The organism is Bradyrhizobium sp. WBOS07 (assembly GCF_024585165.1).
GTDB classification, from domain to species: domain Bacteria; phylum Pseudomonadota; class Alphaproteobacteria; order Rhizobiales; family Xanthobacteraceae; genus Bradyrhizobium; species Bradyrhizobium japonicum_B.
The window spans coordinates 309,463-322,502 of the sequence record NZ_CP029008.1; the positions used below are offsets into that span (position 1 = coordinate 309,463).

General features: G+C 66.3%; 8 protein-coding genes. 2 read left to right on the forward strand and 6 right to left on the reverse strand.

Annotation, left to right across the window (positions count from 1 at the left end; genetic code table 11):
* Positions 1-3 precede the first annotated feature (3 nt).
* Positions 4-918, reverse strand: coding sequence for a 2-dehydro-3-deoxygalactonokinase (locus tag DCM79_RS01425; RefSeq protein ID WP_257178193.1), 915 nt, complete (start codon positions 916-918; stop codon positions 4-6).
* A 251-nt stretch (positions 919-1,169) separates the two neighbouring features.
* Between DCM79_RS01425 and DCM79_RS01430 the strand changes: the two genes are divergently transcribed.
* Both DCM79_RS01430 and DCM79_RS01435 read left to right on the forward strand, forming a co-directional pair.
* On the forward strand, positions 1,170-2,267 hold the full coding sequence (locus tag DCM79_RS01430) for an LLM class flavin-dependent oxidoreductase (protein ID WP_257180923.1): 1,098 nt from the start codon (positions 1,170-1,172) through the stop codon (positions 2,265-2,267).
* Positions 2,268-2,324: 57 nt separating this feature from the next.
* Positions 2,325-2,879 carry a flavin reductase family protein gene (locus tag DCM79_RS01435; RefSeq protein WP_028134513.1) on the forward strand — a complete coding sequence of 185 codons (555 nt, stop codon included), beginning with the start codon at positions 2,325-2,327 and terminating at the stop codon, positions 2,877-2,879.
* Positions 2,880-2,898: 19 nt separating this feature from the next.
* Here the strand turns inward: DCM79_RS01435 and DCM79_RS01440 are convergent, their stop codons facing one another.
* The 5 genes from DCM79_RS01440 to DCM79_RS01460 all read right to left on the reverse strand — a co-directional run bounded on the left by DCM79_RS01440 (position 2,899) and on the right by DCM79_RS01460 (position 12,784).
* Positions 2,899-4,203 (reverse strand): FAD-binding protein, encoded by a 1,305-nt coding sequence (locus tag DCM79_RS01440; RefSeq protein WP_257178194.1) that lies wholly within the window; start codon positions 4,201-4,203, stop codon positions 2,899-2,901.
* Between the two features lie 245 nt (positions 4,204-4,448).
* Positions 4,449-5,336 carry a LysR family transcriptional regulator gene (locus DCM79_RS01445; protein WP_257178195.1) on the reverse strand — a complete coding sequence of 296 codons (888 nt, stop codon included), beginning with the start codon at positions 5,334-5,336 and terminating at the stop codon, positions 4,449-4,451.
* Between the two features lie 130 nt (positions 5,337-5,466).
* Positions 5,467-7,320, reverse strand: coding sequence for a sigma-54-dependent Fis family transcriptional regulator (locus DCM79_RS01450; RefSeq protein WP_257178196.1), 1,854 nt, complete (start codon positions 7,318-7,320; stop codon positions 5,467-5,469).
* 218 nt (positions 7,321-7,538) lie between these two features.
* The gene (locus DCM79_RS01455) at positions 7,539-10,841 is read right to left on the reverse strand and encodes a carboxyl transferase domain-containing protein (protein ID WP_257178197.1); all 3,303 of its coding nucleotides are present in this window, start codon (positions 10,839-10,841) and stop codon (positions 7,539-7,541) included.
* A 260-nt stretch (positions 10,842-11,101) separates the two neighbouring features.
* Positions 11,102-12,784 carry a methyl-accepting chemotaxis protein gene (locus DCM79_RS01460; protein WP_257178198.1) on the reverse strand — a complete coding sequence of 561 codons (1,683 nt, stop codon included), beginning with the start codon at positions 12,782-12,784 and terminating at the stop codon, positions 11,102-11,104.
* Between the last annotated feature and the right edge of the window lie 256 nt (positions 12,785-13,040).

The following is a 13,040-nucleotide window of genomic DNA, read 5'->3' on the forward strand; positions in this document are numbered from 1 at the left end:
CTTCTATTTCGTCCAGATCGCAGCAGCCGCCATCGACAGGCCGCGGCGGACGGCTTCATCCGCATCGACCGGCTGCACCGCGACCGACAGCGCATCGAAGGCTTGCCGGTACAGCATCGCAAGCCGGCCCGAGGCAATCAGCGCAACACCGGCTTGCGGCACCGCGCCGGAGAGGCCGGCGGCCAGCTCGGCGCCGATCAGCGTGCCCGACAGCGTCTCGCGCGCCGCAGCCGGCGTGCCACCGAACAACAGTTGGCGCGAGCGCGCCGTGAACAGGAGATTCGCGGCGAAGGCGGGCGCCGCGTACGCGGCCTTGACCGCGGCCTTGAGGCTCGCGACATCCTCGGCCTCGTCGGCGCCCGCGATCGCGAGCGACAGGATGGTCTCGCGCGCGATGACGCCGAACAGCTCGCCGGTCATGAAAGTGGAGAAGCGTTCGACGATGCCGCCCCTGACGCGCACCCACTTCGAATGCGTGCCGGGCATGCAGACCAGCGCCTCGCCCACCGCATCGAGGCCGAGCGCGCCGAGCAGCTGCGTTTCCTCGCCGCGCATGACGTCGGGCGCGGCTGCATCGCGCTGGGCGATGCCGGGCAGGATGCGGATGTCGCGCGCCTGTCCGGGCACGCGCACGGCCTGATTCAGGACGGCGGAAAGCGGCGCCGGCGTGTCGACATAGCCGGCCTCGACCCAGCCGGTCTTGGCGCCGGCCATGCCGCAGACGAGAACCGGCAGATGATCCGGCGCCTCGACCGCCGCGAGATGCGATTGCAGCACCGCGGGAAAGCCGGTCTTGGCGGCGGCCAGCATGCCTTCATCGCTGCGGCGTTCGGCCAGCACCTGGCCGGCACGATCGACCAGCCACAGGCGAAAACTGCTGGTGCCCCAGTCCACCGCGACATAAGCGGGTTCGGTCATGCGAAACTGCCCTCGTCCACGGTCAGGTTCTTGTCTCATCTACAAGTTCTTGTCTCACCTGCAAGACGACGTCTCGCGACAATGAGACGATCTCGTGCGGGCCTTGATCGAGATACCGGCTATTGAGCGGGCAAACCAGCCCTTTCTCTCCAATTCGAGCCTCCATGGCGCTGGCACAGCGCTTGCTGAAGCCTCTCCGCTCAACTCCGTCAACGCGCGACAAGACGCGTCAACATCAGATGAGGAAACCCATGGAGATCGGCTATTTCACGATGCCTTCGCATCCGCCGGAGTGCGGCCTGAAGGAAGGACACGATTGGGATCTGCAGGTCCTGCGCTGGCTCGACGAGCTCGGCTATCAGGAAGCCTGGATCGGCGAGCATCACACCGCGCCCTGGGAACCCAATCCCACGCCCGACCTCTTGATCGCGCAGGCGCTGATGCAGACCAAGAAGCTTCGCATCGGACCGGGCGGCTTCCTGTTGCCCTATCATCACCCGGCCGAGCTCGCCAACCGCGTCGCCATGCTCGACCATCTCTCCGAGGGCCGGCTCAATTTCGGCGTCGCCGCATCCGGCCTGCCGAGCGACTGGGCAATGTTCAACGTCGACGGCATGAGCGGGCAGAACCGCGACATGACGCGCGAGGCGCTGGAGATCATCCTGAAGATGTGGAGCGATCCCGCGCCCTGGACCTACAAAGGCAAGTTCTGGACGGTCTCCAAGCCGGACACGATGTTCGACTTCCTCAAGCCGCACATCAAGCCGCTGCAGGCACCGCATCCGCCGATCGGCGTCGCCGGGCTGTCGAAGAACTCGGACACGCTGAAGCTCGCCGGCGAGCGCGGCTTCATCCCGATGAGCCTCAACCTCAACCCGGCCTATGTCTCCAGCCATTGGGACTCGGTCGAGATCGGGGCCGCCAAGACCGGGCGCAAGCCAAACCGGCAGGACTGGCGGCTGGTACGCGAGGTGTTCGTTGCCGATACCGATGAAGAGGCCTGGAAGCTCTCGACCGGCGACATGATGGGCCGGATGATGAGCGAGTACTTCCTGCCGCTGCTCGGCCATTTCGGCTTCAAGGACTATCTGAAGCACGCGCCCGACGTGCCCGACAGCGACGTCACGGTCGAATATTGCGCCAAGCGGAACTGGATCGTCGGCTCGCCCGCGACGGTCGCCGAGAAGATCGAGAAGATCTACGACGAGGTCGGCGGCTTCGGCGTGCTCTGCGTGTTCGGCTTCGATTACAAGCACAAGCCGGAAGCCTGGCACCACTCGCTTTCGCTGCTGAAGAACGAGGTGATGCCGCGCCTTACGCATCTCGGCTCGGCGAAGAAGGCGGCTTGACGCATCGCGGGTGCGGCGCGATCGTGCCGCACCCGCATTCATTTCGGAGATGTCGGCGTGACGGTCGATGCCAAGGACTTCAAGCAGGCGATGCGCCAATGCGCAGGCGCGGTGGCACTGGTGACGGTGGGGGCCGAGCACGGCAAGCGCACCGGGCTGACGGTGACCTCGGCCTGCTCGCTGTCGGACAATCCGCCCTCGCTGATCGTCTGCGTCAACCGCAATGCCAGCGCCCATGCGCGCATCCGCGAGGAAGGCGCGTTTGCGATCAACTTCCTGCACGAGGATCATGCGCTGCTCGCGCTTACCTTCAGCGGTCAGAAGGGCGTCAACGGCGACGACCGCTTCGCCTTCGGGCAGTGGAGGCGCGGCGCGACCGGCGCACCGGTGCTGAGCGACGCGGTCGCCGCGTTCGACTGCGTGCTGGCGCAGGAATTCGAGACCAGCACGCATTCGATCTTCGTCGGCGAGGTGCGCGACGTCTCGCATTCGGCCATGGCGACGCCGCTCGTGTACTTGCGCAGCAACTTCCATACGCCGCGGGAGATGCGCGAGGGCGTGACGATCGGCGACCTCGACGCGCGGCATCTGAGCTGGACGGATTTCTCCTGACGATGCCGGATCCGGCGATCTAGAACAGCTCATAGCCCGGAGTGAGATGGCTGCCAGGGTCATGCCTACCCTTGGCTTCGCGCAAGAGCGACCATCGCGCACCGAAATGATCCGTCCAATCGCTGGACGACATCGGAAACGCGCTCACTGGATACAACACCCCACCTGCGCTGCGAACACGCTCATAGAGCTCGCGGTTTCGCATGACCAGCCGCTCCGCATTCGCCCTGTCTGCCGACGCCGGGATACGGATCAGATTGAACGGAAACACAACGCGTTCGTCAGGAAGCCGAAGCAGAGGCGTGCGGCATCGGTCGGTGAAGATCGGATAGTAGGTGATGCGCCCGAACGGGCCCAGATCATCGCTGTTCAGTTCGGCAATGACATCGCTCGCGATCTTCAGCGCGTTGCTGCCCGGCAGATAAGTCAGGAGCCAGGGATGCGGATTGAGCCATTGGCCGTTCGCCCGCAGGATTTTCTCGAGCTTGGCGAACGCGTTCGCGTCCTCGCCGAAAGTCAGGTCGGAGACGGTCTCGCGCTTGTCCGCCAGTCCCTTGAGCAAGGCCTCGTCGTCAGGCAACTTGCCGTCGTAGAAGACGCCCGCCTCCAATTGATAGCGCCAGCCGCCTGTGCCGTCGGGCACGACAGCCCCCTGCAACTGATCGAAGCGCGCCTCTTCCAGAACGCGACGTTGATCTGCCGTGAGTGAGGCAAGATCGGGATAGGACAGCTGAAATCGGCGGACCCGCTCGGGCGCGCGCATCAAGCGAAGCGTCGCTCTGACGATGATCGCGCATTGCGCAAGGCCGGCTCGAACCGCATCGAAGAGCTCGGGATGCGAGGTCGGCGAACAGGTCAGTTCCACGCCTTCGCCGGTGACGACGTCGAGTTCCAGAACCTGATCGGTCTGGAGACCGTGCCGGGATGAGGATCCCCCGATTCCGCCGACGGCAAGCGTGCCGCCGACGGACAGTTCGAGGTAATTGGTCAGGACCGGCGGAACGAGCCCTTTGGCCAAGGTCGCATCCACCACCTTGTGCCAGGTCGCACCGGCATCGACCACGACGCGATCCGGCTCGATCCGATGGATCGTGGCCAACATGCCAAGATCCATCACGATGCCGTCCTCGGCCATGGCCCGGCCGTAGGTTGCGTGCCCTTGTCCGCGCGCCGCAACCTTCAGCCCCTGGTCTTTGGCCCAGCGCACGATGTCGGCGACCTCGCCGCCCGCCGCAGGCTTGCAGACGGCCCGCGGCCGTCTATCCACGATGTGGCCGAAATCCTGCGCGGCCGCCGCGCGAGATTCTGCGTCGTTCGCGAGCAAGGGCTCGGGCGATTGCGAATCGCGCGTGCCGGACGGCTGTCCGGCAATGGCAGCGGAAGCCAGCGTCGCGGTGACGCCGACGCCCGCATGGAGCAGTGTCCGTCTGTTGGGAGTCATGGCGCAGTCCTTCTCGCAGGGCGAAAGTGCCCTTGCGCGTCAAGCTGCGATGGCCCCGGCGCCGGGACAACGGGCGCGGCGCGAGATAGACATTCCCACCAATCGGTAGAATGCGTTCCGGACGTCGCTCAAAGCCGCTCGAGCTTCAGCCTCTCGGCCAGGAGATCGACAAAGAGATGCGTCTTGGCCGGCGGTATCGCGCTGGGTGGAAACACTGCACGCACCGGCGTTCGCGGTGCCTCGAAATCCGCGAGCACGATTTCGAGAGCCTCCTGGTCGACGAGATCGCGGATCTGCCAGAACGGACCATATCCGACACCGATGCCATGACGAGCGGCAGCATGCGCCGCCGTGGTGCTGTCGGTGCGAAATCGGCCATTCACCTGCACGGTGGTCAAGCGGCCGTCGATCCGAAACCGCCAAATATCGGCTTCGCCCTGGGTAGTCCTGCGCAGGATGCATTGATGATCGGCAAGATCATTGGGCTGGCGCGGGCGGCCGTGGCGCTTGAAATAATCGGGCGCACCGTAGACGACCGTGCGCAACTCTCCCAGCCGCCGAGTCTTGAGCGAGGAGTCCGGCAATTCCCTAATCCGGACGGCGAGGTCGAAGCCGTCACCGACGACGTCGACGGGCCGGTCGGACATGTTGACGTCAGCCTCGATCTGCGGAAAGCGCGCCATGAACTCGGCAATCGCCGGCACGACATGGGTGGCCCCGAACTGGATCGGCGCGGCGATCCTGAGCAACCCCGACGGCTCGATACGCCGGTTGGCCGCCTCCAGACGCGCTTCGCCGATCTCGGCAAAGGCTGGCTTGACGCGGCGATAGAACGCAAGCCCCGCCTCCGTCGCCACCGACTGCCGCGTGGTCCGCCGCACCAGCTCGACGCCGACGCTGCGTTCCAGCGCAGCCAGCGCCCGGTTGACCGACTGGAGCGAGCGCCCCAACCGCCGCGCAGCCGCGGTCTGGCTGCCGGCCTCGACGACAGCCAGAAAGACTTCGATCTCCTCCATCGAGCCGTCTCCTCTCTCGCAATTTGCGGCAATGCCCGTTCGCGGCGACCGATCCGGCGCGGGCGTTTCAAGCGCCGCCCACGTTCCGAACCTGTTTCGGCGGAAGTGGGACGTCGCGCCGGGCCAAGGATCAGACGGACTCGATCTTCAATTGCTTGATCTTCCGATACAGCGTCGCGCGGCTGAGCTTCAGGGCGCGAGCCGCTTCGGCGACGCGGCCACCATGCGCGCGCAGGGCGCCGACGATCGTGGCGCGTTCGGCGGCCGCGAGATCGGACTCCGCCGCCCGTCCACCGAACGGCGGCAAATCGAGATCCGCATCCGTGATGACACCGTCTTCCGCGGTGCAGCCGGCGAGCCGCAGCACGTGGCGGAGCTGGCGCATGTTGCCGGGATACGGATAGGCCGCAAGCTGCGACCATGCTTCATCCGATAGCCTGCAGCCCGGCGCTTCCTCGCGCGCGATCTGGCGGATGATATCGTCCCTGTCCGCCCGCTCGCGCAGGGCCGGCAGGCGCACCGCGATGCCGCGCAGACGGAAGTAGAGATCGGCGCGGAAGGCACCCTCCTCGGCCATGCGGCCGAGATCGCGGTGGGTGGCGCTGATCAGGCGGATGTCGACCGCGACCGGCTTGAGCGCGCCGAGCGGCCAGACCTCGCGGTTTTCCAGGACGCGCAGCAGCCGCGTCTGCAACGCGATCGGCATGTCGCCGATCTCGTCGAGGAAGAGCGTGCCGCCATGGGCCTGCACGATCAGTCCCTTCGAGCCGTCGCGGCGCGCACCGGTGAAGGCGCCGGCCTCGTAGCCGAACAGTTCGGCGTCGATCAGGCTCTCCGGCATCGCCGCGCAATTCAGCGCGATATAATTGCTGCGCGCCCGGTTGCTGCCTGCGTGAATGGCGCGCGCGAACACGTCCTTGCCGACGCCGGTCTCGCCTTGCAGCAGCACCGGCAGATCGCGATCGATGACGGCCCCGAGCCGCTTCACGCTCTTGACCATTTCGGGATCGCGGCCGGCGAGACGATGCAGTGCGTCGAAGCGATCGACGGGCGCGTCACGGCGCGGTGCGATGGGCCTTGCGCGCATGGGCGGCGCCAGATGCCCCTGGCCCAACGGACTGCCATCCGCCCGACGCAGCTCGACGAGCTCGTCCGTGCCGCGCACGGCCTGATGATCGAAACGGACGTAGCGGGACACATCGATGCCGGAGGCGATCATGCCGTCGGTGAGTCCCAGCAGCGCACGGGCGGAGCGGCAGGCGCCGACGACGCGGCGGTCGTCGTCATAGGCGATGAGGCCGCTGCCACCGTCACCGGGCACGGTGGCGATCCAGGCGCTGCGGAAATGGGTCCGGAAGATCGCGCCCTCCATTCGCCGGGTCGCCTGCATCGTCACCGCGAGCGCGAGCTGGTGCGCGGTGCGCTCCAGATCCTCGCGGCAGGAGGTGATGTTGACGGCGCCAGCGAGCCGGCCGGCCTGGTCGAACAGCGGCGCCACGGCGCAGGAGAATATGTGCCACTGCGCGCGAAAATGTTCGTCGCGATGCACCAGGATCGGCTTCTGCTCCGCGAGCGCGGTGCCGAGCCCATTGGTGCCCTCAAAGGTTTCGGCAAAATTCGAGCCGGTGTAGATCTTCCAGTCGAGGAACTGTCTGGCGTCGGCCTCGCCCGGCAGGCGGCTGAACAGCATGGTTGCGTTGGCATCAGCGAGATTGACGCAATAGCCGGCGTCGCGCAGCGCACAGGCGAGATCATCGAGCTCGGGTGTTACGAGCCTGATCGTCTCCTCCATCGGCTCGGCGGCATGACGGACCTCGGCCTCGGTGAAGGTCTGCGGCGGTCCCTGCCGCGCCGGATCGAGCTTGTGGTTGACGAGGCACCGCCGCCAGGAACTGGCAATTCGCGAGGAGGCATCGACGTCGGCCACATGATTGGCGACGGACAAGACACGGGCGACATGGTTCGAGGCCGACAGGCTGGCCATCGCGGACGTCTCCACCCTGTATTATTGTGCAAAGTCTGGCACCACAGGCGGGGATGTCAATCGGGAACCGGTTTGGGGAATGAAGGCACACTGCCTCAACGCCGTCATGGCCGGGCTTCGTCCCGGCCATCCACGTATTGCCGCGCCTGCGAAAGAACGTGGATGGTATCGAAGCAGAATGCCTAGATGCTCAGGCAGAACCGATTGCTGCACCGCCCTCACCACGTATCGATGCACGGCCGCTTCTTCGCCGTCCGCGCCGGCGGCTTCGGCACCGTCCGCAGGCCGGCCATGATCCAGCGCCGGGTCTCGGCGGGGTCGATGACGTTGTCGATCTCGAACACCGAGGCAATCGAGACCGCCTTCCCGTTGGCGTAGAGCTCGGCGACCTTGTTGAGGTAGTAAGCCTCGCGCTCCTCGGGATCGGAGATCGCCTCCATCTCCTTGCGGAAGCCGAGGCGGACATAGCCTTCCAGGCCCATGCCGCCGAACTCGCCGGTCGGCCACGCCGCGGTGAAGAACGAGGCGTGGAAGCCGCCGCCGATCATGGACTGCGCCCCGAGCCCATAGCCCTTGCGCAGCACGATGCCGAACAGCGGCACGGTGAGGCTCGCGCCCGTGACGAACATGCGCGAGACGTGGCGCACGATCGCGGTCTTCTCGGCCTCCGGGCCGACCATGAAGCCGGGCGTGTCACAGAGCGAGACGATCGGCAGATCGAAAGCATCGCAGAGCTGCAGGAAGCGCGCGGCCTTGTCGCCGGCATCGGCATCGATGGCGCCGCCGAGATGGCGCGGATTGTTGGCGATCAGGCCGAACGGTTTGCCTTCGATACGGATCAGCGCGGTGATCATGCCGACACCGTAGTCGCGGCGCAGCTCCAGCACGCTGTCCTTGTCGGCGACGAGGTCGATCACGCTGCGGATGTCGTAGACGCGCAGCCGGTTCTCGGGGATGGCGCGGCGCAGCAGGCGCTGGTCGGCGGCCTCCCACTCCGTCACCGCGCCCTGGAAGTAGGACAGATATTTCTGCGCGACACGCGTCGCCTCCTCCTCGTCCTCGACCAGGATGTCGATGACCCCGTTCGGCGACTGGAACGAGACGGGGCCGACCTCGGCCGGATGATAGACGCCGAGGCCGCCGCCCTCGATCATGGCCGGACCACCCATGCCGATCGAGGCGTTCTTGGTGGCGATGATGACGTCGCAGCAGCCGAGCATCGCGGCGTTGCCGGCAAAGCAATAGCCGGAGACGACGCCGACCACGGGAACGAGACCGGACAGCCTTGCGAACTGCACGAAGGACGGGCCGTCGAGCCCGGTCATGCCGAGCCGGTCGGTGTCGCCGGGCCGGCCGCCGCCGCCTTCGGCATAGAACACCAGCGGCACGCGCCAATCCTCCGCGAGCGTCAGCATGCGGTCGATCTTCTTGTGGTTCATGTGGCCCTGCGTGCCCGCGAGCACGGTGTAGTCATAGGCCACGACGATGCAGCGCGCGCCCTCGGGGCCGAACTTCTCGCCATTCACCGTGGCGACGCCCATGACGAGGCCGTCGGCCGGCGTGTTCTTGATGAGATCGTCGAGCTTGCGCCGGCGGCGCTGCGCGGCGATCGCGAGACTGCCGTACTCCATGAACGAGCCGTCGTCGACGAGCTGGGCGACGTTCTCGCGCGCGGTGCGCTGGTTGGTGTTGCGGCGGCGCTCGACCGCGGCCGGGCGGTTCGCATCCAGCGTGTTGGCCTGGCGGGCGATCAGCTCGGCAAGATCCGGGCGGATGTGATCGAGATCGATATCGGCTTCGGCCGTCGTGCGATCAGCCGCGACGTCGAGCGGCTCCAGATACAGGATCGGCTCGCCGTGCAGCAACGTGACGCCATCGGCGGCAAGGAGCTTCATGACCCGGCCGCCCTGCTCGGCCATGACGAGATGCTCCATCTTCATGGACTCGATCACCGCGAGCTGCTGGCCCGGGCGCACGATCTCGCCTTCCTTCACCTGGATGGTGACGATGGTGCCCTGCAAGGGCGCCGCGACCATCACCGCGCCCTCGGGCACCGCTTGCGCGACATGTGCCTCAACGTGCGCGCCGCTTCGTTCCGCCGCCGCGAAGTAGAGCGGCTTGGCTGCGCCATCGGCGGCCTCGACCAGCTTTGCAATGTTGCGGTCGATGAAATCGGTCGCGATGCGGTTGGTCCTGAAATCGGGATGCGCCAGCACCGCCTGGAGGAAGGCGATGTTGGTGACGACGCCGTCGATCCGGAACTCGCGCAAGGCACGCGATGCCTTGGCGACCACGTCGTGCCAGGCTTGGCCCGGCGTATGCACGATGACCTTTGCCAGCAGCGAGTCGAAGGCGGCGCTGGTCTTGTAGCCGGCGTAACCGAAACTGTCGACGCGGACGCCGGGCCCGGAGGGCGGCTCGAAAACGGCGAGCACACCGCCGGTCGGATGCGTCGCGCCGGACACGTCCAGCGTCTCCATGTTGACGCGAAGCTGCAGGGCATGACCGCGCGGCTTCGGGATGGATTCCTGCGCGAGGCCGAGGGACGCCAGCGAAGCCCCCGCGGCGACGGCGAGCTGGGCGCGGACGAGATCGAGGCCGAGCACCTCTTCGGTCACGGTGTGCTCGACCTGAAGCCGCGGATTGGCCTCGATGAAGGCAAAGCTGTCCTCGGCGGTGCCGTCGACCAGGAACTCGAACGTGCCGAGATTGTCGTAGGCCGCGGCCGCCGCGAGCTGCCTCGCCGCATCGATGATGCGGCCGCGCAGGGGATCGCTCAGCGAGGGGCTCGGCGCCACCTCGACCAACTTCTGGTGCCGGCGCTGGATGGTGCATTCGCGCTCCCAGAGATGAGAGATGGCGCCATGGCGATCGCCGATGATCTGCACCTCGATATGGCGCGCCTGCCGGATCAGGCGCTCGGCATAGACCCCGTCGAAGCCGAAGGCGGCCCTGGCCTCCGACTGGCATCGCGCATAGGCCTCCGCGAGATCGGAGGCGTTCTCCACCACGCGCATGCCGCGGCCGCCGCCGCCCGCCATCGCCTTGATCACGATCGCCGCGTTGCTGCCGAGGGAGGTGAAGAATGCCGTGATCTCCTCGAGGCTCGACGGCCCGCTGGTGCCGGCGATGATCGGCACGCCATAGCGCTTTGCCAATTGTCGTGCCGCGACCTTGTCGCCGAACAGCTCGAGCGCCGCCGGCTTCGGGCCGACGAAGGTAAGACCTGCATCGGCGCAGGCCTTGGCAAATGCCGCGTTCTCGCTGAGGAAGCCATAGCCGGGATGCACGGCGTCGCAGCCGGCGCCTTTCGCCGCCGTCACCACAGCGTCGATGTCGAGATAGGCCCGCGCGCCGCGGCCGGGGATTTCGACCGCCTCGTCCGCAACCCGCACATGCAGCGACAGCGCGTCGTCGGCGGGATGGATCGCAGCGGTCGCGATGCCGGCATCGGCCGCAGCACGCGCGATGCGGATGGCGATCTCGCCGCGATTGGCGATCAGGAGCTTCTTGAACGACATGGTATCTCTCACTCAGGCCGCAGCGGAACGATTGGGATCGAGATCATGCCGCGCAAAGATGGCGAGGTCATTGTTCTCGTCGCAGCCCGCGTTCATGACGTTCTTCCCGTGTTGCTTTTCTTCTCGCGATGGCACGCAGGTGCCGTCGATCGACGTCGTTACACGTCGAGCACGGCAGAGGTCATGTCAAGAAAAACAGCACCGGCGTCGCGGCCCGATGCCGCGGCGCGGAAATATCAGGCGCCACGCAGTACGTTTCGCTACGCCGCGCGTACGCCCGCGACGAAGGTGCTGACCTCGTTTTCCAGGGATTGCAGCTTCTGCGTCAGCCGCCCGCTCGATTGCAGCACGAGCCCGGCGGCCTGGCCGGTCGCCGCGGTGGCCTCGGTGACGCCGGAGATGTTCTGCGAGACCTGGTCGGTACCGGACGCGGCTTCCTGCACGCTGTGGGCGATCGCCTGCGTGGCGGCACCCTGCTCCTCGACGGCGGCGGCGATCGACGAGGAGATCTCGTTGACCTCCATGATGGTGGCGCGGATGCTTTCGATGTTGCCGACGACCTGGTTGGTTTCGGCCTGGATCGCGGTGATCTGCGCGCCGATCTCGTCGGTTGCCTTCGCGGTCTGGCTCGCCAGCGATTTTACTTCGCTCGCGACCACCGCAAAACCCTTGCCGGCCTCGCCGGCCCGTGCCGCCTCGATGGTGGCGTTGAGCGCGAGCAGATTGGTCTGCGAGGCGATCTGGTTGATGAGGTCGATGACCTCGCCGATCTTGTGCGCGGCCGCAGCCAGCCCCTGCACGGTGTCGTTGGTGCGCTGCCCGTCGGCGGCGGCCTTGTCGGCCACGGTCGCTGCCTGCGCGACGCGCTGGCTGATCTCCGAGATCGAGGATGACAGCTCACCGGCGGCGGAGGCCACGGTCTGCACGTTCGTCGATGCCTGCTGGCAGGCGGATGCGACGAAGCTGGCGCGGTCGCTCGCCTTGTTCGCGGTCTCCGACATGCCCTGCGCGGCCTGCTGCATCGCGCGCGCCTCGTTGAAGACGTCGCGGACGACGGCCTGGACGCTCGCCTCGAACTTGCCGGCGAGGTCGGTCATCGCCTTGCGCTTCTCGTCATCGGCTTTCCGCTTCATCTCTTCCTGTTCGGCATGCATCTGACGAACGGCCGACGCATTGTCCTTGAACACGGCGAGTGCCTTGGCGAGGCCGCCGACCTCGTCGCGACGATCGATATAGGGCACCTCGAAGGAGCTGTCGCCGGCGGCGAGACGCTCGGTCAGCGCTGTGATCCGGGCCAGCGGTCCGGTGACGCTGCGGCCGATCAGGAAGGAGGCTGCAAGGACCACGACCAGCACCGCCAGGCATACATAGGCGAACGTCATCGCGTTCTGGCGGAACGCCGTGTCGACATCGTCGAGATAGATGCCGGTGCCGATGATCCAGCCCCAGGGCGCAAAGCCCTTCACATAGGAGATTTTCCCGACCGGCTGGTCGAAGCCTGGCTTGGGCCAGAGATAGCCGTAGAAGCCCGCGCCCTGCTTCTTGACCACGTCGACGAAGCCCAGGAACAGGGCGTTGCCGGCGGGATCCTTCATGCCGGACAGATCCTTGCCGTCGAGCTCCGGCTTGATCGGATGCATGACCATCTTGGGGGTCATATCGTTGATCCAGAAATACTCGACCTTGTCGTAACGCAAGCTCTTGATCTCGGCCGTTGCGGCGGCCTGGGCCTGCTCGCGCGACAGTTTTCCTTCGCTCTCGAGCTTCTGATAATGGGCGAGAATGCCGTAGCCGACGTCGACCATCTGCTGCGTCTTGGCCTGGCGATCGGCCACCATCTGGGCGCGCAGGGTCGACAGCGCGATCGGTGCCAGCGCGATCATGCCAAGCAGGCTGATGCCGACAATGAGGATCAGCTTGAAACTGATGCGGGAGAAAATCATCGGGGCTCGCAAAATTGGCGGTACAGATATGCCAATTTATCCTGCCCCCCTTAGCAAAGCCTTAAGCATTCCGATTCCGCCGGCGGCCGCCGCGGGCCCGCCGCCGCGCATCGCTGTCGTCGTCCGACGACCTGGCCCCTGCATTCGAATGTAAACCTCTTCAAATCTAGAACACCTCGATATCGGCCTTCCGCGCGTTGACTTGGCGGGGGCTCTGGCAGAACGATCGATGCAGACAACCAGCGCCAGCCGTGGC